We start from the raw sequence: 21,803 nt of genomic DNA, 5'->3' as shown, positions 1-21,803 counted from the left end.
TCCCCGTGGCCGACTCGTCCCGCACGGAGCTCGCCGCGCCGCTGGCCGAACGCCTGCGGGCGCGCGGCCTGCGGTTGACCACCCAGCGCCAGCGGGTGCTCGCCGCCGTCGCCGCGATCGAGCACGCCACCCCCGAGGCCATCAGCGCCCGGCTCCGGGAGGACGCCGGCCCCGACGGTGCCGCCCCCGACACCTCCACCGTCTACCGCACCCTCGAGCTGCTGGAGCGGCTCGGCCTGGTCTGGCACACCCACCTGGGCAAGGGCGCGCCGGTCTACCACGCGGCCGAGCACCCGCACGTGCACGTCGTCTGCCAGGGTTGCGGGGAGATCTCCTCGGCCGACCCCGCGCTGTTGGACTCCGCGGCGGAACGTCTGGCGGCCGAACTGGGTTTCCAGCTGGACGTGGGGCACGTCGCGCTCTCCGGGACGTGCCGCGCCTGCCGCGAACGAGCCGACCAGGAGAAGTCATGAGCACCGCGCCGTCCCCCCTGCTGTCCCGCCCCGGCGCCGTCGCCGTGCAGGACGGGTCCGTCGCGGCCCACTACGGCGACCCGCTGCGGGAGCAGCGCGCGCTGGCCGAGGGCGCCGGCCTGGTCGACCGCAGCGACCGCGACGTCCTGGCCGTCCCCGGCGCCGACCGGCTGAGCTGGCTGCACAGCCTGACCAGCCAGCACCTGGACCAGGTCGCCGACGGGACCGGCGCCGAGGCGCTGGTCCTGTCGCCCAACGGGCACGTGGAGCACCACCTCGTGCTCGCCGACCTGGCCGGTACCACCTGGGCCGACGTCGAGCCGGGCACCGGCGCGGCGCTGCACACCTTCCTCGACCGGATGCGCTTCATGCTCCGCGTGGAGCCCGCCCTGGTGACCGGGGAGTGGGCGCTGCTGTCGCTGGCCGGGCCGCGCGGGGACGACGTCCTCGCCGCCGCCGGGCTGCCGGTGCCGGCCGGCCCGTACGAGGTGCGGGCCCTGGACGGCGGCGGCTGGGTGCGGCGGATGCCGCCGACCGGTGAGGGCGCACCCCTGGTGGACCTGCTGGTGCCCCGCGCCGAGGTGACCGCCCGCGCCGACGCGCTGCTCGCCGCGGGCGCCACGCCGGCCGGGCTGGACGCCTACGAGGCGCTCCGGGTCGAGGCCCGCCGTCCCCGGGCCGGCGTCGACACCGACCACCGCACGATCCCGAACGAGACCGGCTGGCTGACCAGCGCCGTCCACCTGGACAAGGGCTGCTACCGCGGCCAGGAGACCGTGGCGCGGGTGCACAACCTGGGCCGACCGCCGCGGCGGCTGGTGCTGCTGCACCTCGACGGGCTCAGCGAGGAGCTGCCGACCCCGGGCACCCCCGTGCTGGCCGGCACCCGCGAGGTCGGACGGGCCGGCACCGTCGTCCGCCACCACGAGCTCGGCGCGGTGGCGCTGGCGTTGGTGAAGCAGTCGGTGAAGGCGGACGCCGAGCTGAGCGTCGGCGGTGCGCGGGCGTCGATCGACCCCGACGACGCGCCGGCGGAGGTCGACGACACCCGGGCCGCGGCGCGGGAGCGCGTCAAGGCCGTGCGGTCTGCCACGATCGGCCGGTGAGCTCCGGCACCCTGATCACGCTCGCCCCCACCGGGGCGGAGTCGGCGAAGGCCGACGTCCCCGCGCTTCCGGTGACCGTCGACGAGGTCGTGGCCACCGCGCGCGACTGCCAGGCGCTCGGCGCCGCGGTCATCCACCTGCACATCCGCGACACCGAGACCCGGCCGACGCTGGAGCTGGGTCGGGTGCGCGAGGTGGTCACGGCCGTCCGCGAGGCCACCGACCTGGTCGTCCAGATCTCCACCGGCGGCGCGGTGACCGACCCGTTCGACGCGCGCCTGGCCGTCCTCGACGTCGAGCCCGACGCCGCGTCGCTGTCACTGGGCACCGTCAACTTCGGCCGCGACGTGTTCAGCAACCCCTGGGACCTGATCGTCGAGCTGCACACCCAGATGCAGCAGCGCGGCATCGTGCCCGAGTACGAGGTGTTCGACCTCGGCCACCTGGCCACCCTGAGCCGGCTGCTGGACAAGTACGGCCCACCGCACGGCGGGCACGTGCACGTCGACCTCGTCATGGGCGTCCCCGGCGGCATGCCGGGGAACACCCAGGCCCTGGCCGCCTGCCTGCCCCACCTCCCGCCGGGCGCGTCGTTCGCCGCGACCGGGGTCGGTCGCACCTCGCTGCCGGTCATGCTCGCGGCCCTGTCGGCCGGCGGTCACCTGCGGGTCGGCATGGAGGACACGCTCACCTACGCGCCCGGCGAACCGGTGCGCGACAACGCGCAACTGGTGGCCCGCGCGGCCGGGCTCGCCCGGATCGCCCAGCGCCCGCCGATGAGTACGGGGGACACCCGCGCGTTCCTCGGCATCACTCGCACCACCGTGGAGGCTCTCTCGTGACCCCCGTTCCCCCGCCCGCCGGCGGCGCCGCCGTCGACGCGCTCCTCGACCCCGGCTTCCTCGAGGCCGCCGTGCAGCGGCCGATGGCCGACGTCCGCCGGCTGCGCCGCCAGGCCGAGCAGGAGGAGGTCAACCTCTCCTACACCCGGCGACTGCTGCAGGGACGGCTCGACATCGTCCGCCGCGAGCTCCAGCGCCGCGCCGAGCACGACGGCCGGTCGCTGGTCGACCTGCTGCCCGAGATCCTGGCCGAGAAGGGCCGCGGCCCGGCCCACGGCCTGGGCCGGCACCAGACGGTCCAGCCGGCCGCGCCGGAGGAGTACGAGTCGTGGGTCAACGCGCTGACCCCCGGCGTCGACCTGTCCGCGGTCCCCGAGCTCAGCGACGCGGACCTGGAGACGGCGGCCCGCGCGCTGGCCGCCGCCGAGAGCTCGCTGTCGGAGCGCCGCCGCGGCGTGCAGCAGGTCATGGACGGACTGGCCGCTGAGCTCGGCCGGCGGTACCAGAACGGCGAGGCCGACGTCGCCGCGCTGCTGGCCGACGAGGGCCGGTGACGAGCCGGCACCACCCGGTGCCCTGGCCGGACAACCCGGTGCTGGCCGAGGTGTGGCGGTCCGGGTTCCTGGAGTCGGTGCACCGGGGCGCGCTGGTCGTCGTCGCCCCGGACGGGGAGGTGCTGTTCTCCGCCGGGGACGTCGACCGGCCGGTGCTGCCCCGCTCGGCGAACAAGCCGGTGCAGGCCACCGCGATGCTCGCCGCGGGCTGGACGCCCCGGTCGGCGGAGGAGCTGGCGATCGGCGCCGGCTCGCACACCGGTGAGGACGGCCACCGCGAGCTCGCCGCCGCGGTGCTGGCCGCCGCCGGCCTCGGCCCGGACGACCTCGGCTGCCCTCCGGCGCTGCCGTCGGACGAGGCGACGCGGGCCGCCTGGCTGGCCGCCGGCCGGGCGCCGGAGCGGCTGGCGATGAACTGCTCGGGCAAGCACGCGGCGATGCTCGCCGCCTGTGTCGCGGCCGGCTGGCCGACCGAGGGCTACCTGCAGCGTGACCACCCGCTGCAGCAGGCGATCGAGGCGCGGCTGGGCGAGGCCGCGGGGACGCCGGTGACGGCGGTCGTGGTCGACGGCTGCGGCGCCCCGCAGCACGCGCTGCCCCTCACCGGCCTGGCTCGCGGGGTGTCGTCGCTGGTCGAGGCGCCGCCGGAGAGCCACGGGCGGTCGGTCGCCGACGCCATGCGCGCCCACCCCTGGTTCGTCGCCGGCACCGGCCGGGACGACACCGAGCTGATGCGGGCCGTCGACGGGCTGCTGGTGAAGGTGGGCGCGGACGGCGTGCACGTGGCCGCGCTGCCCGGCCGCGGCGCGGTGGCGCTCAAGCTGGACGACGGCGGCGAGCGGGGCCGCACGCCGGCCCTGTGCGCGGGGCTGCGGCGGCTCGGTGTCCCCCAGGAGCAGCTGGCGCCGTTCGCGCTGACGCCGGTGACCGGTGGGGACGGCGTGGTCGGCGAGGTCCGCTCGGCCGCCGTCCTGCGGGGTTGAGCCGAACGCCGCAGGTGTGAGGCAGCTCACCCAGCGGTGCTAGCCCCGCCGCTTGCAGTTGCTAGCACCGCTGGTTAGCGTCGTGTTCGTGCAGACGCCCGGCGAGTTCGTGCGCGAGCAGGTGACCACCGTCCGAGAGAAGGTGGACGCCCTCGCGGGCAGCGTCGCGGAGACGGTGGCCGCCGAGCGGTCCAAGGTCACCGCGACCAGCTCGCAGGTCGGCAACTTCATCCGGGAGCAGCGCAGCGCCGCCCGGGTGTCCCTGCGCGAGCTCGCCCGCAGCGCCGGTGTGAGCAACCCGTACCTCTCCCAGGTGGAGCGGGGGCTGCGCAAGCCGTCGGCGGAGATCCTGGCCGCCATCGCCAAGGGTCTGAAGATCTCGGCCGAGACGCTCTACGAGCAGGCCGGGATCCTCGACCGCCGGTCCGGCAACCCGGACACGGTGGCGGCCATCCGGTCCGACGCGTCGCTGTCCGAGCGGCACAAGGCGGTCCTGCTCGAGCTCTACGAGACCTACGTCCGCGAGCACGCCGCCGGCCCGACCCCCGCACCCACCCCTCCCCAGACCACCCCCCCTTCCTCGAAGGAGTCGGCATGACCGCCACCGAGAGCCTCAAGAAGGCCAGCCGGACCGTCGTGGTCCAGCAGAAGACCGCCCTGCTCGCCGCCGTCGGCGCCGGTGACCTCGCCGTCGAGCGGGCCCGCGCCGCCGCCACCACCCTCCGCAGCAAGGCCGAGGCCCTGCCCGGCGAGGCCCAGGTCCAGGCCGACCTGGCCGCCAAGGAGGCCCGCACCCGCGCCACCGAGGCCGCCAACCGCGCCAAGGACGCCGTGCAGTCGGCCCGCACCTCCGCTCAGCAGGTCGCCTCCGCCGTCCGCCCCGACGCGGTCGCGAGCACCGTCTCCGGCCTGGTCAGCACCGCCCGCACCCAGGCGGTCGCCACCATCGAGACCCTCGCCCTGCGCGGCGGCAAGGTCGTCGAGGAGCTGCGCCGCCAGCCCGCCGTCCGCAAGATCGTCTTCCGCGCCGAGCGTGCCGTGGACGCCGTCGAGGACCGCCTCGAGGACGTCCTCGAGGAGACCGCCGAGGCCGTGGCCGAGGCCTCCGACGAGGTGACCTCGGTCGCGCAGAAGACCGCCGCCAAGACCGCCAAGGCCGTGGACGCCGTCGAGGAGAAGGCCGCCCAGGCTGCCGACTCGACCAAGGCCGCGCTCGAGGAGACCGCCGAGGTGCCCGCCCCGGCCAAGCCGGCCAAGAAGAGCTCGGCGGCCCGCAAGAGCACGCCGGCCAAGACCTCGGCCCGCGTGACCCGCGCCCGCACCGCCAAGCGCACCGACCCGACGGACGTCCCCGCCAAGAGCGACGCCTGAGTCGTCACACCCCTGACGGGGCCCCGGAGCAACCGCTCCGGGGCCCTGCGCCGTCTCGGGGGTCCTCGACCCTCGCGGGTGACCGGGTTGCACGCGGCTCCGGATCGTGCTCGGGGGCGGGTACCCTCCCGGCATGCTGTCCTTCGACGGGGTCATCTACCTCGGGCTGTACTACGGGGCCCTCGCGCTCACCGCGTACGCCCTCGTCGACGCCCTCGTCCGGCCCGCCGCCGGGTACGTCGCGGCGGGGAAGCTGACCAAGCCGGCCTGGGCGGCGATCACCGGGCTGGCCCTGCTCGTCGTCTTCTGGCAGGGCCCGATGAGCTTCCTCGGGCTGCCGGCGATCATCGCGGCGATCGTCTACCTGGTCGACGTCCGGCCCGCCGTCCGTGGACTGCGCCGGGGCGGCAACAGCTGGTGAGGGGTCAGCCCCGGTCCGCGGGCATGACGATCCACAGCACCAGGTAGGCGACGAACTGCGGCCCGGGCAGGATGCAGGAGAGCACGAACGCCAGGCGCAGGCCGGTGACGGACAACCCGTAGCGCCGGGCGATCCCGGAGCAGACACCCGCGATCACCTTGTGGCGGGTGTCGCGGCGCAGCGGCGGGCGGACAGGCGAGGTCATGCGCCCGACCCTACGGTCGTCGCGTGCTCCTGCGGGCGGTTGCCGGCGACATCACCGAGGCCGACGTCGACGTCGTCGTGAACGCGGCCAACCCCGGGCTGCTCGGCGGTGGCGGGGTGGACGGCGCGATCCACGCCGCCGGCGGGCCGGACATCCTGGCCGAGTGCCGCGCGGTCAAGGCTCGCCTCCCCGGCGGCCGGCTGCCGAGGGGGCAGGCCGTCGCGACGACGGCCGGCCGCCTCCTCGCCCGGTGGGTGGTGCACACCGCCGGGCCGATCTGGTCGGCCACCCGCGACTCCTCGGCGGTGCTCCGCTCCTGCTACCGCGAGAGCCTGCGGGTCGCCGACGGGCTCGGGGCGCGCTCGGTGGCCTTCCCCGCGATCTCCGCCGGGGTCTACGGGTGGCCGCTGGCGGACGCTGCCGTCCAGGCCGTCGCCGGGGTGACCGCGACCGAGGTCGAGCACGTGCAGGAGGTCCGGTTCGTGCTGCGCGGCGACGAGGCGCTGGCGGCGTTCGAGGCGGCGCTGGCCGGACTCAGCGGCTGAACACGCCCTCCGGCGGCTCGGGGGAGGCCACCGCGTCGACGTCGTGCACCGGCTGCGCCCGCCCGGCGAACCGGTCGAGCTCGGCGCCCTCGACCACCCGGCTGGGCATCGGGTCGGCGGCGCAGCGGCGCACGAGTCCGGCGATCGGCAGGTCCGCGTCGGAGGCGACCGCCACCAGGTTCCCGAACCGCCGCCCCTTGAGCGTGCCGGGCTCGGCGAGCAGGCAGACGTGCGCGAACACCGCGCGCAGCGTCGCCACCTGCGCTCGGGCGAAGCGCAGCGGCGGGCCGTCGGCGACGTTGGCGACGAACGCACCCCCGGGCCGCAGCACCCGGCGCGCCTGCTGGGCGTACTCGACGCTGGTCAGATGGGCGGGCGTGCGGGCGCCGGCGAAGACGTCACTGACGACGACGTCCGCGCTCGCCGGGGGCAGCGCCTCCAGCCCCGCGCGGGCGTCGGCGGCGCGGACCCGGATCCGGGCGCCGCGCGGCAGCGGCAGGTGGGCGCGCACCAGGTCGGTCAGCGGCTGGTCGATCTCCACGACCCGCTGCCGGGAGCCCGGCCGGGTCACCGCCACGTAGCGGGGGAGGGTCAGGGCGCCGCCGCCGAGGTGGACGACGTCGAGCGGCTGGCCCTGCTCGGCGGCCAGGTCCAGCACGTGCCCCATCCGCCGAACGTACTCGAACTCCAGGTGGGAGGGGTCGTCGAGGTCGACGTGCGACTGCGGCGTCCCGTCGACCAGGAGCACCCAGGAGCCGTCCCGGTCGGCGTCGCCGAGCAGCTCGGCGACGCCGCCGGCCACGGGGGTGGGGCCCGGGGGGATCACCTCGGGCGTGGCGCGCCGGTTCACCGGCCGCGCAGGAGGGCCTCGGCCGCCGGGTCCCCGTGCACGGTGACCTCGGCCGGCCGGCCCCACAGTCGGCGGAGCAGGGCCTCGGCGGGCGCCTCGAGCCGGGCGTCGGCGTCACCGTCCGGTCCGTCCTGCACCTCGACGGCGCCGTCGGTGACGCCGACCAGCCAGCCGCGGCCGGTGTCGGTGCACCGGACGGCGACCCTGGCCCGCGCCGTGCGCAGCGGCTCGGTGTGGGCCCAGCGCCGGACGACGACGCGCAGCAGTTCGTCGACGCCGTCCTCGGCCAGCTCCGGGTGGACCGCGGTGACCGGGACCCCGGCGGCGACCTCGAGGTCCATCCGGTGGACGGTCAGCTCGTGCGCCTGCCGGCGGACCCAGGACGCGGCGATGCGATCGGCGGCGGGGCTCATGTGCCAGGCGGGCGAGTCGGGCTGGACGGTGCGCAGCGCGGCGACCAGCTCCCCGTGACCGGCCGCGTACCAGTCGAGCAGGCCCTCGTCCGGGGGGTGCGGCGGAGGGGCCGGGCGCTCGGTCGTGCCGGCCCGCACGATCGCGGTGGCCCAGCGGTGCACGGCGCCGAGGTGGCCGACCAGGTCGCGGACGGTCCAGGCGGGCACCCACGGGACCGGGCCGTGCAGACCCGGTGCGGCGGTCAGGCCGGCGTCGACCTCCGAGGCCAGGACGCCGAAGCGCTCACCCTCCTCGACGACGACCTCGGTGCAGCGCTGCCGGAGCGCCTCGTCGATCGCCACGGGGGCCATCGTGCCCGACCGCCCGCGGTCAGACCGGCGCGACCGCCGACCAGCGCACGGTGACCTCGCCCTGCCGCCACCGGCGGGTGGAGCCGACGAACGGCCAGCCCTGGCCGGCGAGCGCCTCGACGGCGGCGGTCCAGCGCTGGCGGGGGCCGAACGTGGACATCCCCGCCGAGACCGCCCAGGCCGCGTCGAACGCCCGGAGGAACTCGTGCACCGGCTGCCCCGGGACGTTGTGGTGGATGAGCGCCTTGGGCAGCCGCTCGGCGAGGTCGGAGGGGCGCTCGAGGTCGGACACGCGCGCCGAGAGGGTCAGGGTGAGCGGCCCGTCGGCGTCCAGGGCCACCCAGACCGCCCGCCGTCCCCACTCGTCGCAGGTGCCCTCGACCAGCAGGCCGCCGGGGCCGAGCGCGGCGCACATGGTCTCCCAGGCGCGCGCCGCAGACTCCTCCTCGTACTGGCGCAGCACGTTGAACGCCCGGACCAGGACCGGCCGCAGCCCGGCCAGCTCGAAGCCGCCCAGCCGGAAGTCGATCCGCGGCGGGTCCCGGTCGGCGGCGACCGCGGCCACACGCGCCGGGTCGATCTCCAGGCCCACCACCTCGAGGCCGGGCACCTCCGGGCCCAGCCGGTCGGCCAGCTCCAGCGTGGTCACCGCCGACGCGCCGTAGCCGAGGTCCACCACGAGCGGGCGCGCCGCGTCGCGCAGCCGCGGCAGCTGGGTGGCCAGCAGCCAACGGTCAACCCGGCGCAGCCGGTTGGCGTTGGTGGTGCCGCGGGTGGGCAGGCCCAGGGCGCGCGCCCGGCCCGCAGCCAGGCGCGGGTTGGCCTTCTTGGGGAGGCTGGCCCGGCGCTTGTGGTCCCCGCCTCCTGCCTCGCTCACCGGTCCGAAGGGTAGTCGCGGTTAGCGTGGAGCCGTGCAGGTCCGACGGAACGCCCCCCTCGCGGAGCTGACGACGCTAGCGGTGGGTGGCCCGGCGGAGCGGCTGGTCGAGGTCACCGACGCCGACGAGCTGGTCGCCGCCGTGCGCGACGCCGACGAGGCCGGGCGCCCGATGCTGCTGCTCGGCGGCGGCTCCAACGTCATCGCCCCCGACGCCGGCTGGCCCGGGGACGTCGTCCTCGTGCGGTCCCGCGGCATCGAGCGGGACGGCGGGCGGCTGGTCGTGCAGGCCGGCGAGCCGTGGGACGACCTGGTCGCCGCCACGGTCGAGCAGGGGCTGGCCGGCATGGAGGCGATGTCGGGCATCCCGGGGTCGACCGGTGCCACGCCGGTCCAGAACGTCGGCGCCTACGGCCAGGAGGTCGCGCAGGTCATCACCGCCGTCCGGGTGTGGGACCGCGCGGAGAAGGCCGAGCGCACCCTGACGCCCGACGAGTGCGGGTTCGCCTACCGCGACAGCCGGCTCAAGCGCGAGCCCGGGCGGTTCGTCGTCCTCGACGTGGCGTTCGTGCTGGAGCCGGGCGAGCTGTCCCGGCCGATCGGTTACGCCGAGCTGGCCCGGCGGCTGGGCGTGCAGCTGGGCGAGACCGCGCCGCTGGCCGACGTCCGCGCCGCCGTGCTGGAGCTGCGCCGCGGCAAGGGCATGGTCTGGGACCCCGCCGACCCCGACAGCCGCAGCGCCGGCTCGTTCTTCACCAACCCGATCGTCGCCGCCGAGCAGGCCGTGGAGGGCTGCCCGAGCTGGCCCGCCGGCGACGGCCGGGTCAAGCTCAGCGCCGCCTGGCTGGTCCAGCACGCCGGCTTCGGCCGCGGCTTCCGCGAGGGCCGGGTCGGGACGTCGTCCCGCCACAGCCTGGCCCTGACCACGGCGGACGGCGCGACCGCGGGCGAGCTGCTCGCCTTCTCGGACAAGGTCATCGCCACCGTGCGGGAGCGCTTCGGCGTGACCCTGGAGCGGGAGCCCACCGCCGTCCGCCCGTGACGGCGGCCCGGCTGGCCCCGTCCAGAGGCTCGCCGCGAGCCCGCGAGCGGTGAGGGGGACGGGGTCCTTCTATTCGCGGTGCACCTTGTGCTGGGCCGCCTGGGCGCGGGGCCGGACGACGAGCAGGTCGACGTTGACGTGGTGCGGCCGGGTGAGCGCCCACGCGACGCAGTCGGCGACGTCCTCGGCCACCAGCGGCTCGCGCACCCCCCGGTAGACCGACTCCGCCTTCTCCCGGTCGCCGACCCGGTTGAGCGTGAACTCCTCGGTCTTCACCATGCCCGGCGCGATCTCCACGACCCGGACCGGCTGGTCGTAGAGCTCCAGCCGCAGCGTCTCGGCGAGGGTGTGCACCGCGTGCTTGGCGGCGGTGTACGACGCCCCGCCCTCGTAGGAGATCAGCCCGGCGGTGGAGCCCATGAACAGCAGGTCGCCGGCGCCGGACGCGATGAGCTTCGGCAGCAGCGCCTTGGTCAGCCGCACGGTGCCGAGCACGTTCACCTCGTAGGTGCGCTCCCAGGAGTCGAGGTCGGCCTCGGCGACCGGCGCGGCGTCGAAGGCCCCGCCGGCGTTGTTGACCAGCACGTCGACCCGGTCGAGGGCGGCGGCGAACTCCTCGACCGACGCCGGGTCGGTGAGGTCCAGCGGCAGCGCCCGGCCGCCGATCGCGCCGGCCAGCTCGGCCAGCCGGTCCAGGCGCCGCGCCCCCAGGACGACGTCGAAGCCCTCCGCCGCCAGTCGCGTGGCGGTGGCCGCCCCGATGCCGCTGGAGGCGCCGGTCACGACGGCGGTGCGGCCCGCGCCGGGCAGGCGCGGGGAACCGGATGCAGACTGGGCGGAGGGGTCGGGCATGTGCCCATCCTGGCGTTGTTGCAGGATGGAGAGTCGAGCGGGTGCCGTCCGGCGCCCTGAGCCGAGGCGGGGAGGTCGGACGTGGCCGCTCGCCGACGCCTCCGGTCGGCCGCGCCCCGGCGGGTGGCGACGCTCTCGGTGCACACCAGCCCGCTCGACCAGCCCGGCGCCGGTGACGCCGGCGGCATGAACGTCTACGTCGTCGAGGTCTCCCGCCGGCTGGCCGCCCGCGGCATCGAGGTCGACGTCTTCACCCGCGCCACCTCCAGCGACCTGCCGCCCGTCGTCGAGATGACCCCGGGCGTCACCGTGCGGCACGTCAGCGCCGGCCCGTTCGAGGGGCTGGGCAAGGAGGAGCTGCCCGGCCAGCTGTGCGCGTTCACCGCCGCCGTCCTCCGCGAGGAGGCGCAGCACGAGCCGGGGCACTTCGACGTCGTCCACTCCCACTACTGGCTGTCGGGCCAGGTGGGGTGGCTGGCGCGCGACCGGTGGAGCGTGCCGCTCATCCACACCGCGCACACCCTCGCCAAGGTGAAGAACGCCGCGCTCGCTGCCGGTGACCGGCCCGAGCCGCAGGGCCGGGTGATCGGTGAGGAGCAGGTGGTGGCCGAGGCCGACCGGCTGATCGCCAACACCGCCGACGAGGTCCGCGACCTGGTCGACCACTACGGCGCCGACCCGCGGCGCACCCTCGTCGTCCCGCCCGGCGTGGACCTCGACCGCTTCACCCCCGGCGACCGGACGGCGGCCCGCCGGGAGCTGGGCGTCGCTGAGGACGCCGTGGTGCTGCTCTTCGTCGGCCGCATCCAGCCGCTCAAGGCGCCCGACCTGCTGCTCGAGGCGGCGGCCCGGATGCTCGGCGACGACCCCGCGCTGCGCGACCGGCTCCAGGTGCACGTGATCGGCGCGCCCAGCGGCTCGGGCCTGGAGGCGCCCCAGCAGCTCGAGCAGCTGGCCGCCGAGCTGGGCATCGCCGACCTGGTCCGCTTCCTGCCGCCCCAGCACGCCGAGCGGCTCGCGCAGCACTACCGCGCCGCCGACGTCGCCGTCGTCCCCAGCCACAACGAGTCCTTCGGCCTGGTGGCGCTGGAGGCCCAGGCGTGCGGGACGCCGGTGGTGGCCGCCGCCGTGGGCGGGCTGCGCACCGCCGTGCGGGACGGCGTGTCCGGCGTGCTCGTCGAGGGCCGCGACCCGGCCGACTACGCCGCCGCGATCCGCGCCGTCCTCGCGCGGCGGGAGCTGCTGTCGGCCGGTGCCCGGCGGCACGCCGGCTCCTTCTCCTGGGAGCGCACCGTCGACTCGCTGGTCGCCGCCTACACCGCCGCCGCCGAGGAGATGGCCGCGGCCGCCCACGGCCGGCTGGCCGGCCCGGTGCTGCGACCGGCCCGCACCCTGGGGGCGGTGCTGCCCCTCCCCGGGGTCGCCCGGTGAGCGTCGATGCGCTCGACGCGGTCATCGAGCAGACCCTCCGCGAGGCCGAACTGGTCTTCGAGCACCCGGCCCCGGGCCGCTGGCTGGTCGACCTGCCCGGCACGAAGAAGCTCAAGACGGTCTGCGGCCTCGTCGTCGGGGAGCACGCGCTGCGGGTGGAGGCGTTCGTCTGCCGGCAGCCCGACGAGAACCGCGAGCAGCTGTGGACCTTCCTGCTGCAGCGCAACGCCCGCATGTACGGCGTGTCCTACTCGATCGACCGGGTGGGCGACGTCTACCTGACCGGCCGGCTGCCGCACGCGGTGGTGACGCCCGAGGAGCTGGACCGCCTCCTCGGCGCCGTGCTCAGCTACGCCGACGAGCCCTTCAACACGATGCTCGAGATCGGTTTCGGCACCTCGATCCGCCGGGAGTGGGAGTGGCGGGTGAAGCGGGGGGAGTCCCTGCGCAACCTGGAGGCGTTCGCCGACTTCGCCGACCCCCAGCGGCGGACCGGCGCGGCCGTCCGGGACCGGGACGGCGAGGGGTGACGGCGGCCGAGCGGACGGCGTCCGGGTCCCCCGCCGAGGACCGCCCCGGCTACGCCCGACGCTGGTGGGTGCTGGCCACGATGACGGTCTGCCTGCTCGTGGTGATCATGGGCAACACGACGCTCAACGTCGCCATCCCCACCCTCCAGCGGGACCTGGGGGCCAGCCAGGGCGAGCTGCAGTGGGCGATCGACGCCTACATCCTGGTCTTCGCCGGCCTGCTGTTCTCCTGGGGCGTGGTGGGGGACCGGATCGGCCGCCGCACCGTGCTGCTGGTCGGCCTGTCGATCTACGCCGTCGCGTCGGTGTTCGGCGCCTTCAGCGACAGCCCCGCGCAGCTGATCGTCTGGCGGGCGGTGATGGGGATCGGTGGCGCGGCGGTCCAGCCGGCCACCCTCGCGGTCATCACCAACGTCTTCCCGCCCGGGGAGCGCGGCCGCGCCATCGGCATCTGGGCCGGCGCCGCGGGGCTGGCCGTCGCCGGCGGCCCGCTGGCCAGCGGTGCGGTGCTCGAGCACTTCTGGTGGGGCGCGATCTTCCTCATCGCCGTGCCGGTCGCCGTCCTCGGGGTGGTGGCCACGCTGCTCGTCGTCCCCGAGTCCCGCGACCCCTCGCCGGGCCGGCTGGACGTCCCCGGCGTGCTGCTGTCCATCGTGGCGCTGGCCGGCCTGGTCTACGGGATCATCCACGGCGGCTCGGGGGAGGGCTGGAGCTCGCCGGGTGTGCTGGTGCCGCTGCTCGGTGGGCTGGGCCTGCTGGCGCTGTTCGTCTGGCTGCAGCGGCGCTCGACCCACCCGGCGCTGGACGTCACGCTCTTCCGCAACCCGGCCTTCTCCGCCGCCGCGGCCGCACTGGGCCTGAACTTCTTCGCGCTCATGGGCGCGACCTTCTACCTCGTCTACTACCTGCAGGGCGTCCTCGGCTACGGCCCGCTGGCCAGCGGCGCCGCGCTCATCCCCATGGCGCTGGGCATGGCGGTCATGGCGCCGGGCAGCTCCCGGCTGGCCGAGCGGTTCGGCGCCAAGGCCGTCGTCGCCACCGGCTTCACCCTCATCACGATCGCCGTGCTCGGCTTCCAGCTGCTCGACCGCGCCTCGCCGCTGTGGCTGCTGCTGGGGATCCTGTCGGTGCAGGGACTCGGCATGGGCGCGGTGATGGCGCCGACGACGGAGTCGATCATGTCCGTCGTCCCGCGGCACAAGGCCGGCGCGGGCGCCGCGGTGAACAACTCCGTCCGGCAGGTGGGCGGCGCCCTGGGCGTGGCCATCCTGGGCTCGCTGCTGGCCTCGTCCTACGGGTCATCCCTCGGGGACGCCGTCGAGGTCCTCCCGCCCGGCGCCCGCACCGAGGCGAGCACCTCGCTGGTGGCGACCCTCGAGGCGGTGGCCGGGGTCCGCGCCGCCGGGGACGCCGACGCCGCCGCCGCGGCGACGAGCCTGCTCGACCCCGCGCAGGAGGCCTTCGTCTCGGCCATGCACGTCACGGCGGTCGGGACGGCCGCGGCCACCCTGGTCGCCGCGGTCGTCGTCCTCGTCTGGCTGCCCGGACGCCGGCGGACGGCCGCTCAGGAGGCGGTCCCGGCCCACCAGTAGGTCGTCGACGTCCGCGGCCGGTCGTCGCGGAACCGGCGCATCGCCTCGGCCACCTCCGGCTCCCGCTCGGCGGGCAGGCACAGCCGGCGCCGGGTGAAGGCCAGGACGACGTCGTCCGGGGCGTCCTGCCAGGGGTCGGGCCGCGACTCGGAGACCGACTCCGCGGGGACGCCGAGCTCGGCCAGCACCTCACCGAAGAGCTCGGCGCTCGGGCCGGTGGGGCGGTCCTGCCCGTGGAATTGCCGCCACAGCTCTCGCATCGAGGTCCAGGGGTGCAAGTCGCTGAGCTCGACGACCACCCGGCGGCGGGCGTGGTCGGTCAGCGCCGCGACGAACCCGGCGATGTCGGGCACGTTGTAGACGACGTCCGCAGCGACGACGACGTCGGCGGGCGGCACCTCCCCCGCGACGTCGGGCCAGCGGCCGCACCAGGTGCGCACCGGCGTGGTCCCGGCTGCCTCCCGGTACCGCTCGAGCATCTCGGGGGAGGAGTCCACCGCCAGCAGTTCCGCGGCGCCCACGGGGAGGCTGGCCCGGCCACCGCCGCAGCCCACGTCGAGCACGCTTGCCGGAGCCGCCTCGCGCGCCACCTCGACGGTGCGGCCCGGGCGGCGGGTGCTGCCGAACAGCCCGGGCGGGAACCCGTACGGCGACTCCGGGGCGGCGGCCAGGATCTCGGGGTCGATGGCCCACGCGGCGAGTTCGTCGGCCCAACGCTGCACTGCGGTCACCCGCTGATGCTCTCCTGTCGCACCGCGAGCTCGCGGGTGGTGGGGCGCCCGGGGGTCGCCCTCGGCTCCTGGCCCCGCTGCAGGGTCCCGCCGCGAGCGTGCGAGTGGTGGGGGGCAGGGGGGTCCTTCTACCGTGGCGACGGTGCAGGACCAGACCGGGCAGCAGCGCTTCGTGCGGGTGCTCGTGGGGCTGGTCGCGGCCTCCGCGCTGGTCTACCCGATGCTGCTGTGCGCGGTGGAACTCGCCCTCGCCCAGCTGGTCGTCGTCGACGTCCCCGCGGTGCTGCTGTGGCTCGCCGTCGCCGTGACCTGCAGCGTCGCCCTGGTCGCCGCGCTGCGCTGGGGTGTCGAGCGGCCGGTCCGCAGCCCATGGCTGCTCAGCGGCCTGGTGCCGCCGGCGGCCTTCGAGCTGTGGGTGGTGTGGCCGCTGCTCACCGGCTGAGGGCGCGTCGGGCAGGATGGCCGGTGTGACGACGACTCCTCCGGGGACGCTGGTGCTGCTCCGCCACGGCGAGAGCGAGTGGAACAAGGCGAACCTGTTCACCGGCTGGGTGGACGTGCCGCTGTCGGAGAAGGGCCGCGCCGAGGCCGCGCGCGGTGGCGAGCTGCTCGCCGAGCACGGCCTGCTCCCGGAGGTGGCGCACACCTCGGTGCTCAAGCGCGCCATCAGCACCGCCGAGCTGGCGCTGGCCGCGGCCGACCGGCAGTGGATCCCGGTGAAGCGCTCGTGGCGGCTCAACGAGCGGCACTACGGCGCCCTCCAGGGCAAGGACAAGGCGCAGACCCTCGCCGAGTACGGCGAGGAGCAGTTCATGGTCTGGCGCCGCTCCTACAGCACCCCGCCCCCGCCCATCGAGGCCGGCAGCCAGTACTCCCAGGACGCCGACCCGCGCTACGCGATGCTGCCGTCGGAGGTGCGGCCGCAGACGGAGTGCCTGGCCGACGTCGTCGTCCGGATGCTGCCGTACTGGTACGACGCGATCGTCCCGGACCTGCGCGCGGGCCTCACGGTGCTCGTCGCCGCGCACGGCAACAGCCTGCGGGCGCTGGTGAAGCACCTCGACGGGATGGGTGAGGACGAGGTGGTGGGCCTCAACATCCCCACCGGCGTGCCGCTGCGCTACGACCTCGACGACGACCTGCGGCCGGTCAAGCCCGGTGGCGAGTACCTCGACCCGGAGGCCGCCGCGGCTGCCATCGAAGCGGTCAAGAACCAGGGCAAGAAGTAGGACGACGACGGGCCCCTCCCGGGATGGGAGGGGCCCGTCGTCGTGCCGCGGAGCGGGTCAGTTCGCCGTGGCGTGCATCTCCCGCTCGCCGGTGACGAGGAAGACCACCCGCCGGGCGACGCTGACCGCGTGGTCGGCGAAGCGCTCGTAATAGCGGCCGAGCAGGGTGATGTCGATGGCCGCCTCCATCCCGTGCGGCCAGTCCTTCGAGAGCAGCTCGCGGAAGAGCTGGCGGTGCAACTGGTCCATGAGGTCGTCGTCGGCCTCGAGGTGGGCGGCGGCCTCGACGTCGAGCTTGGCGATCACCGTGGCGGTCTGGCTGACCAGGCTCTCGGCGACGTGCCCGGCCTGCAGGAAGATCGGCCGCAGCTCCTGCGGGACGGCGGGCTCCGGGAAGCGCATCCGCGCCAGCTTCGCCACGTGGACGGCCAGGTCACCCATCCGCTCGAGGTCGGCGATCATCCGCATGGCCGCGGTGATCGTCCGCAGGTCGGTGGCCACCGGCGCCTGGCGGGCCAGCAGGGTGAAGCAGCGCTGCTCGATGCTCTCCCGGGTGGCGTCGATGCGGTCGTCGCCCTCGATGACCAGGTTGGCCAGCTCGACGTCGGCGTCCAGGAGCGCGGTGGTCGCCTTGCTCATCGCCGAGCCGACCGCGTTCGCCATGTCGACCAGGCAGCTGTTGATGTCGTCGAGTTCCTCGTGGTAGTGCTGGCGCACCGTCGTCCTCCTCGTCGGCCGGCCGGACCGGTCCGTGGCTGGCGCGCCCGGTGCCCGTCGGCTGGACTCCCCGGCGCATTCCTCGTCGAGGGTAGGGCCGCAGTGTTCCCGCATCCGGCCCCGTGGGTGAACGAGCGGGCACGGGAACGTGAACAGTCCCGGTACGGGAACGGCCGCCACTCGTACGGGGGATGACCGCGCCTTCCCCCCGCCTAGCATCGGTCGTGTGAGCCCCACGGTCGCCCTCGTGGTCGGCCTGGTCGTCGGTGGCGTCCTGGTCGCCACGGTCCTCCTGCGCTACGCCCGAACCGACGCCGACCACCCGGTCCCATCGCCGTCGCCGCCGCTGGCCGAGGCCGTGTTCGCCCGCCGCCTGCTCGACCTCATGGACCCGGCGGTCGTGGTGCTGGACGGTGACGACGTCGTCGTGCTGGCCAACCCGGCCGCGCGTGCCCTCGGCATCGTGCGGGACACCCGGCTGCTGGTGACGGACCTGCTCGAGCTGGCCCGCGAGGTCCGCGCCGGCGGACGGCGGCGGGCCGACGTCTCGCTGCCCGGCCCGCTGGTGGGCGGGGGCCCGCGGCTGGTCGGCGTCCACGGCGTCCGTCTCGAGGCGGGGTCCACGCCGGGTGGGCCGGTGGCGCTCGTGCTGCAGGACGTCACCGAGGCCCGCCGGGTGGAGGCCGTCCGGCGCGACTTCGTCGCCAACGTGGGCCACGAGCTGAAGACGCCGGTGGGGGCGCTGTCCCTGCTGGCCGAGGCCGTGGAGGACGCCTCGGACGACCCTGAGACGGTCCGCCGCTTCGCCGCGCGCATGACGCACGAGGCCGACCGGCTGGCGCGGCTGGTCCGCGAGCTGATCGACCTGTCCCGGCTGCAGGGCGGCGAGCCGCTGCCCGAGCTGGTGCCCGTCGACGTGGACACGATCGTGGCCGAGGCCGTCGACCGCACCAAGCTGCCTGCCGCGGCCAAGCGCATCGCGATCGCCAGCGGCGGCGAGCGCGGCCTGGTGGTGCGCGGGGTGGAGGCCCAGCTGGCGACGGCGGTGACCAACCTGCTGGCCAACGCCGTGGCCTACAGCCCCGAGGCGACGCGGATCGCCGTCGGCGCCCGCGCCCGGTCCGGCTTCGCCGAGATCACCGTGACCGACAGCGGGATCGGCATCCCGCGGCAGGACCGCGCGCGGATCTTCGAGCGCTTCTACCGGGTCGACCAGTCACGGGCCAGCAGCACCGGCGGCACCGGCCTCGGGCTGGCCATCGTCAAGCACGTGGCCAGCAACCACGGCGGCTCGGTGAGCGTGTGGAGCGAGGAGGGCCTCGGCTCCACGTTCACCCTGCGGATCCCGCTCGCCGCCCGGACGGCGGGTGGCCCCGCCCTCGGCGACGCCGCCGACCAGTCAGATCTCGCCGGCGACGCCGTCGCCGAGCACCCCATCGCCGGCGACGCGGTCGTCGGCGACGCCCCGAAGGGACGCTGATGACCCGCGTGCTGGTGGTGGAGGACGAGGAGTCCTTCTCCGATGCGCTGTCCTACATGCTGCGCCGGGAGGGCTACGACGCCGTCGTGGCCGGGACCGGCCCCGAGGCGCTGGCGGAGTACGACCGCGGCGGCGCCGACGTCGTGCTGCTCGACCTGATGCTGCCGGGCCTGCCGGGCACCGAGGTGTGCCGGGCGCTGCGTTCCCGCGGGAACGTGCCGATCATCATGCTGACCGCCAAGGACTCCGAGGTGGACAAGGTCGTCGGGCTGGAGCTGGGCGCCGACGACTACGTCACCAAGCCGTACTCCGCCCGCGAGCTGGTGGCCCGGATCCGCGCGGTGCTGCGCCGCCGTGGCGACGTCGAGGTCCCGGTGGACGCCACCCTCGAGGCCGGCCCGGTCCGGATGGACGTCGAGCGGCACGTGGTCGCGGTCGACGGTGAGCCGGTGGCGCTCCCGCTCAAGGAGTTCGACCTGCTCGAGCTGCTGCTGCGCAACTCCGGCCGGGTGCTGACCCGCGGTCAGCTCATCGACCGGGTGTGGGGGTCGGACTACGTGGGCGACACCAAGACCCTCGACGTCCACGTCAAGCGGCTGCGGGCCAAGATCGAGCCGGACCCGGCCAACCCGAAGTACCTGGTGACCGTCCGCGGCCTGGGCTACAAGTTCGAGGCGTAGCGCCTGGACCCGAGGCCCCGCAGGGGCCCGCCGCCGGCCCGTCCAGGGCCCCGCCCCGAGCGTGCGAGGAGTGGAGAGGACGGGGTCCTCCTCCGGTGGGGGCAGGGGTCCTGCTACTGCCCCCGGCCGGTCTCCTCCTGGAGTTCGTCGATCTTGCGCGAGGCGTCGGCCTTGGTGAGGTCGTCGGGGACCTCCTCGCCGGCCTCCCGGGCGAGGGTGCCCAGGTAGCTCTTCTGCGCGCCGGTGGCCGGCTCGTCCCCGGTGACCCAGTCCGAGGGGTCCTTCTCGGTGGTGCGCTCGGTGTGTGCGTCGGATTCGCTCATGTGTTCGAGCGTAGGCCCGGGCGCGGCCGCGCGCACGGCGAACTCAGGCCCGCGCCAGCTCCGGCGCCGGCCGGGCCGGGACCGCGCGCTCCTCGGTCCGCTGCCGCCGGGTCTCCTCCCAGCGGCGGCCGGTGCGGTAGACGTGCACGGCGCCGCAGGAGGGGCACTCGACGTGCATCGCGATGTGGGTCGGGTGGTTGACCACGGAGCGGATCCGCCGGTCGGCGACCAGCTCGTCGGTCCGGGTGACGGGGCAGGTGATCAGGAACATGGGAAGAGCGTGCTCCCGGTCACAGTGGCTGCACGAGTGGCAGGACTGACCGCAATCGCAAGTTCTCTGCCATGATGTCGGCATGGCAGCCAGGGGTCGTCCGCTCGTCGTCAGCTGCGTCGTCGCCGACGGGCTCGTCGGCAGTTTCGGTCTCGGTGTGGCCGCCGAGGTCTTCGGCTACGACCGGCGCGCCATGGGGCTGCCTCGCTTCGACTTCGCCCTGGTCACCGAGCAGCCCGGCGTCGTCCGCACCGACACCGGCATCCCGATCACGATCGAGCACGGCCTCGAGCGGCTGGCCGCCTCCGACATCGTGACGATCACCGCCTGGGAGCTGTTCAGCCGCGTGCCCACGCCGCAGCTGCTCGACGCGTTCCGCACCGCGCACGCCAACGGCGCGCTGATCGTCAGCCAGTGCACCGGCGCGTTCGTGCTCGCCGAGGCCGGCCTGCTCGACGGCCAGCGGGCCACGACGCACTGGAAGTACGCCGGCGAGCTGGCCGCGCGGTACCCGGCGGTGCACGTCGACCCGACCGTCCTCTACGTGGACAACGGCTCGATCATCACCGGCGCCGGCACCGCGGCCGGGGTGGACACCCTGCTGCACGTCGTCCGCCGGGAGTGGGGGGCGGCCGCGGCCAACGCGCTGGCCCGGGAGATGGTCGTGCCGCCGCACCGCGACGGCGGCCAGGCCCAGTTCATCGACGCCCCCGTCGCCACCTGCGAGGACGACCTGCTCGGCGCCGTCCTGGAGTGGGCCTCGGCGCACCTGGCCGAGGACATCAGCGTCGAGGTGCTGGCGCGGCGGGCGCTGATGAGCCCGCGCAGCTTCGCCCGCCGGTTCAAGGCCACCACGGGGACGACGCCGCACGCCTGGCTGCTCGGTCAGCGGCTGGCCGCCGCGGAGGAGCTGCTCGAGAACAGCGACGCGCCGGTCGAGGAGATCGCCCGGCTGGTCGGCTTCGGCACCGCGGCCGGGCTGCGCGAGCAGTTCACCCGCCGCCGCGGGGTCTCGCCCCGCGCCTACCGGCAGACGTTCCGCAAGGCGCTCCCGGCGGTCGCCGGCGAGGAGACCGCGGCCTGATCAGGCGTTCGGGATGGGCCGGGCGATGCCGACGAGGGAGTCCAGCCGCCCGGCGTTGGCCGGTGCCAGCGGGCTGCGGATCACCCGCGTCAGCGCCAGCCCGGCCCGGGCGAGCAGCAGCGCGTGGGTGCGCGGCGTGAAGTGCCAGATGTGCTCGGTCGGCTTGAGCGTCCACCAGCGGGTGCCCAGCAGCCGGGCCGGCAGCGACGAGTAGTAGGGGGTCGAGAAGACCACCACGCCGTCGTCGGCCACCTGGGCGCGCACGGTGCGCCAGAACGACAGCGGGTCGGGCACGTGCTCGACGGTGTCCCACGCGCAGACGACGTCGAAGCCCGGGGTCAGCGAGGCGTCCTCGAGCTGGCCGCAGAACACGTCCAGGCCCAGCGTGTCCTGCGCGTGCTTGGCGCCGGTGCGGGACAGCTCCACGCCGGACGTCGTCCAGCCCGCGTCGCGCGCGGCCGCCAGGAACAGGCCGTACCCGGCGCCGACCTCCAGCAGCCGCCCGCCCGCCGGGGCGCCGTCCCGGGCGCGGTCGACCAGCCGCAGCCGGCCCGCCGTCCACGTGCGCTGCAGCAGCATCGCGGGGGAGAGGCTCCCGGACGCCGGGGCGTCGGCGGCGGAGGAGACCGCGTTGCCGTACACGCCGCCCTCGAAGTAGCCGACGTCGTCGTAGAGCCGCTGCAGTGCCTCCGGGCGCAGCCGCGGGCTGATGAACACCAGCTCACACTGCGGGCAGCGCACCACCCCGAACGGGGCGACGTCGTGCACGAGCGTGCCGGCGACGCCGCACAGGCAGCAGACGACCTCCTCGGTGTCCTGCGCCGTCCAACGCGCGAGCTCGTCCACGGAG

The 21,803-nt window shown here is 75.5% G+C and carries 28 protein-coding genes; 18 read left to right on the top strand and 10 right to left on the bottom strand.

The window, feature by feature from the left end:
• Positions 1 to 5: 5 nt before the first annotated feature.
• From ACI79D_RS00385 to ACI79D_RS00350, 8 genes are all read left to right on the top strand, one after another.
• Entirely contained in the window at positions 6 to 473 is a 468-nt protein-coding gene (locus tag ACI79D_RS00385; protein ID WP_456916306.1) for a Fur family transcriptional regulator, read from the top strand.
• Positions 470 to 1,579 (top strand): CAF17-like 4Fe-4S cluster assembly/insertion protein YgfZ, encoded by a 1,110-nt coding sequence (gene ygfZ, locus ACI79D_RS00380; RefSeq protein ID WP_456916305.1) that lies wholly within the window; start codon positions 470 to 472, stop codon positions 1,577 to 1,579. Before ACI79D_RS00385 ends, ygfZ begins: the two co-directional genes overlap by 4 nt.
• Positions 1,576 to 2,421, top strand: coding sequence for a 3-keto-5-aminohexanoate cleavage protein (locus ACI79D_RS00375; RefSeq protein WP_456916304.1), 846 nt, complete (start codon positions 1,576 to 1,578; stop codon positions 2,419 to 2,421). The genes ygfZ and ACI79D_RS00375 overlap by 4 nt, the downstream gene beginning before the upstream one ends.
• Positions 2,418 to 2,975 carry an RsiG family protein gene (locus ACI79D_RS00370; protein ID WP_456916303.1) on the top strand — a complete coding sequence of 186 codons (558 nt, stop codon included), beginning with the start codon at positions 2,418 to 2,420 and terminating at the stop codon, positions 2,973 to 2,975. Before ACI79D_RS00375 ends, ACI79D_RS00370 begins: the two co-directional genes overlap by 4 nt.
• Positions 2,972 to 3,958 carry an asparaginase gene (locus tag ACI79D_RS00365; protein WP_456916302.1) on the top strand — a complete coding sequence of 329 codons (987 nt, stop codon included), beginning with the start codon at positions 2,972 to 2,974 and terminating at the stop codon, positions 3,956 to 3,958. Before ACI79D_RS00370 ends, ACI79D_RS00365 begins: the two co-directional genes overlap by 4 nt.
• Positions 3,959 to 4,046: 88 nt before the next feature.
• Positions 4,047 to 4,556: a helix-turn-helix domain-containing protein gene (locus ACI79D_RS00360; protein ID WP_456916301.1), complete on the top strand. Its 510-nt coding sequence runs from the start codon at positions 4,047 to 4,049 to the stop codon at positions 4,554 to 4,556.
• The gene (locus ACI79D_RS00355) at positions 4,553 to 5,329 is read left to right on the top strand and encodes a hypothetical protein (protein WP_456916300.1); all 777 of its coding nucleotides are present in this window, start codon (positions 4,553 to 4,555) and stop codon (positions 5,327 to 5,329) included. The genes ACI79D_RS00360 and ACI79D_RS00355 overlap by 4 nt, the downstream gene beginning before the upstream one ends.
• A 133-nt stretch (positions 5,330 to 5,462) precedes the next feature.
• Complete coding sequence (locus ACI79D_RS00350; RefSeq protein WP_456916299.1) at positions 5,463 to 5,750, top strand: DUF2516 family protein; 288 nt, start codon at positions 5,463 to 5,465, stop codon at positions 5,748 to 5,750.
• A gap of 4 nt (positions 5,751 to 5,754) precedes the next feature.
• On the opposite strand, the gene ACI79D_RS00345 is transcribed toward ACI79D_RS00350, so the two are convergent.
• Positions 5,755 to 5,955: a PspC domain-containing protein gene (locus tag ACI79D_RS00345; protein ID WP_456916298.1), complete on the bottom strand. Its 201-nt coding sequence runs from the start codon at positions 5,953 to 5,955 to the stop codon at positions 5,755 to 5,757.
• 23 nt (positions 5,956 to 5,978) lie between these two features.
• Between ACI79D_RS00345 and ACI79D_RS00340 the strand changes: the two genes are divergently transcribed.
• Positions 5,979 to 6,500 carry an O-acetyl-ADP-ribose deacetylase gene (locus ACI79D_RS00340; protein WP_456916297.1) on the top strand — a complete coding sequence of 174 codons (522 nt, stop codon included), beginning with the start codon at positions 5,979 to 5,981 and terminating at the stop codon, positions 6,498 to 6,500.
• Here ACI79D_RS00340 and ACI79D_RS00335 read toward each other — a convergent pair.
• From ACI79D_RS00335 to ACI79D_RS00325, 3 genes are read right to left on the bottom strand one after another with little or no spacing between them, the layout of a single operon-like run.
• Positions 6,490 to 7,350, bottom strand: coding sequence for a spermidine synthase (locus ACI79D_RS00335; protein WP_456916296.1), 861 nt, complete (start codon positions 7,348 to 7,350; stop codon positions 6,490 to 6,492). The genes ACI79D_RS00340 and ACI79D_RS00335 overlap by 11 nt on opposite strands.
• Positions 7,347 to 8,105, bottom strand: a complete 759-nt coding sequence (locus ACI79D_RS00330) for a maleylpyruvate isomerase family mycothiol-dependent enzyme (RefSeq protein WP_456916295.1) — start codon at positions 8,103 to 8,105, stop codon at positions 7,347 to 7,349. The genes ACI79D_RS00335 and ACI79D_RS00330 overlap by 4 nt, the downstream gene beginning before the upstream one ends.
• 28 nt (positions 8,106 to 8,133) lie before the next feature.
• Positions 8,134 to 8,991: a class I SAM-dependent methyltransferase gene (locus ACI79D_RS00325; RefSeq protein WP_456916294.1), complete on the bottom strand. Its 858-nt coding sequence runs from the start codon at positions 8,989 to 8,991 to the stop codon at positions 8,134 to 8,136.
• Positions 8,992 to 9,025: 34 nt separating this feature from the next.
• On the opposite strand from ACI79D_RS00325, the gene ACI79D_RS00320 reads away from it, so the two are divergent.
• Positions 9,026 to 10,033 carry a UDP-N-acetylmuramate dehydrogenase gene (locus ACI79D_RS00320; RefSeq protein WP_456916293.1) on the top strand — a complete coding sequence of 336 codons (1,008 nt, stop codon included), beginning with the start codon at positions 9,026 to 9,028 and terminating at the stop codon, positions 10,031 to 10,033.
• Between the two features lie 69 nt (positions 10,034 to 10,102).
• Here the strand turns inward: ACI79D_RS00320 and ACI79D_RS00315 are convergent, their stop codons facing one another.
• Complete coding sequence (locus ACI79D_RS00315) at positions 10,103 to 10,885, bottom strand: SDR family oxidoreductase (RefSeq protein ID WP_456916292.1); 783 nt, start codon at positions 10,883 to 10,885, stop codon at positions 10,103 to 10,105.
• An 81-nt stretch (positions 10,886 to 10,966) separates the two neighbouring features.
• Between ACI79D_RS00315 and mshA the strand changes: the two genes are divergently transcribed.
• The 3 genes from mshA to ACI79D_RS00300 are packed head-to-tail and all read left to right on the top strand — an operon-like array spanning position 10,967 to position 14,438.
• Complete coding sequence (gene mshA, locus ACI79D_RS00310; protein ID WP_456916291.1) at positions 10,967 to 12,316, top strand: D-inositol-3-phosphate glycosyltransferase; 1,350 nt, start codon at positions 10,967 to 10,969, stop codon at positions 12,314 to 12,316.
• Entirely contained in the window at positions 12,313 to 12,846 is a 534-nt protein-coding gene (locus ACI79D_RS00305; protein ID WP_456916290.1) for a YbjN domain-containing protein, read from the top strand. Before mshA ends, ACI79D_RS00305 begins: the two co-directional genes overlap by 4 nt.
• Positions 12,843 to 14,438, top strand: a complete 1,596-nt coding sequence (locus tag ACI79D_RS00300) for an MFS transporter (RefSeq protein WP_456916289.1) — start codon at positions 12,843 to 12,845, stop codon at positions 14,436 to 14,438. Before ACI79D_RS00305 ends, ACI79D_RS00300 begins: the two co-directional genes overlap by 4 nt.
• Here ACI79D_RS00300 and ACI79D_RS00295 read toward each other — a convergent pair.
• A complete protein-coding gene (locus ACI79D_RS00295; RefSeq protein ID WP_456916288.1) occupies positions 14,411 to 15,169 on the bottom strand; it encodes a class I SAM-dependent methyltransferase in 759 nt (252 codons plus the stop codon). The genes ACI79D_RS00300 and ACI79D_RS00295 overlap by 28 nt on opposite strands.
• Before the next feature lie 142 nt (positions 15,170 to 15,311).
• On the opposite strand from ACI79D_RS00295, the gene ACI79D_RS00290 reads away from it, so the two are divergent.
• Together ACI79D_RS00290 and ACI79D_RS00285 are read left to right on the top strand one after the other, a co-directional pair.
• Positions 15,312 to 15,611: a hypothetical protein gene (locus ACI79D_RS00290; protein ID WP_456916287.1), complete on the top strand. Its 300-nt coding sequence runs from the start codon at positions 15,312 to 15,314 to the stop codon at positions 15,609 to 15,611.
• 25 nt (positions 15,612 to 15,636) lie between these two features.
• On the top strand, positions 15,637 to 16,398 hold the full coding sequence (locus tag ACI79D_RS00285; RefSeq protein WP_456916286.1) for a phosphoglyceromutase: 762 nt from the start codon (positions 15,637 to 15,639) through the stop codon (positions 16,396 to 16,398).
• Positions 16,399 to 16,455: 57 nt separating this feature from the next.
• Here the strand turns inward: ACI79D_RS00285 and phoU are convergent, their stop codons facing one another.
• On the bottom strand, positions 16,456 to 17,115 hold the full coding sequence (gene phoU / locus ACI79D_RS00280) for a phosphate signaling complex protein PhoU (protein ID WP_456916285.1): 660 nt from the start codon (positions 17,113 to 17,115) through the stop codon (positions 16,456 to 16,458).
• Positions 17,116 to 17,341: 226 nt separating this feature from the next.
• Between phoU and ACI79D_RS00275 the strand changes: the two genes are divergently transcribed.
• Both ACI79D_RS00275 and ACI79D_RS00270 read left to right on the top strand, forming a co-directional pair.
• Entirely contained in the window at positions 17,342 to 18,595 is a 1,254-nt protein-coding gene (locus ACI79D_RS00275; protein WP_456916284.1) for a sensor histidine kinase, read from the top strand.
• Positions 18,595 to 19,275, top strand: coding sequence for a winged helix-turn-helix domain-containing protein (locus tag ACI79D_RS00270; RefSeq protein ID WP_456916283.1), 681 nt, complete (start codon positions 18,595 to 18,597; stop codon positions 19,273 to 19,275). The genes ACI79D_RS00275 and ACI79D_RS00270 overlap by 1 nt, the downstream gene beginning before the upstream one ends.
• 113 nt (positions 19,276 to 19,388) lie before the next feature.
• Here ACI79D_RS00270 and ACI79D_RS00265 read toward each other — a convergent pair whose 3' ends face one another.
• On the bottom strand, positions 19,389 to 19,598 hold the full coding sequence (locus tag ACI79D_RS00265) for a DUF3072 domain-containing protein (RefSeq protein WP_456916282.1): 210 nt from the start codon (positions 19,596 to 19,598) through the stop codon (positions 19,389 to 19,391).
• A 43-nt stretch (positions 19,599 to 19,641) separates the two neighbouring features.
• The gene (locus ACI79D_RS00260) at positions 19,642 to 19,869 is read right to left on the bottom strand and encodes a hypothetical protein (RefSeq protein WP_456916281.1); all 228 of its coding nucleotides are present in this window, start codon (positions 19,867 to 19,869) and stop codon (positions 19,642 to 19,644) included.
• Positions 19,870 to 19,951: 82 nt separating this feature from the next.
• Between ACI79D_RS00260 and ACI79D_RS00255 the strand changes: the two genes are divergently transcribed.
• The gene (locus ACI79D_RS00255) at positions 19,952 to 20,953 is read left to right on the top strand and encodes a helix-turn-helix domain-containing protein (protein ID WP_456916280.1); all 1,002 of its coding nucleotides are present in this window, start codon (positions 19,952 to 19,954) and stop codon (positions 20,951 to 20,953) included.
• On the opposite strand, the gene ACI79D_RS00250 is transcribed toward ACI79D_RS00255, so the two are convergent.
• Entirely contained in the window at positions 20,954 to 21,799 is an 846-nt protein-coding gene (locus ACI79D_RS00250) for a class I SAM-dependent methyltransferase (protein WP_456916279.1), read from the bottom strand.
• Positions 21,800 to 21,803 lie beyond the last annotated feature (4 nt).

It is taken from the genome of Geodermatophilus sp. SYSU D00708, assembly GCF_054050115.1.
The sequence above is the reverse complement of the archived record's forward strand: the minus strand, read 5'-3'. Positions and strand labels throughout refer to the sequence as shown.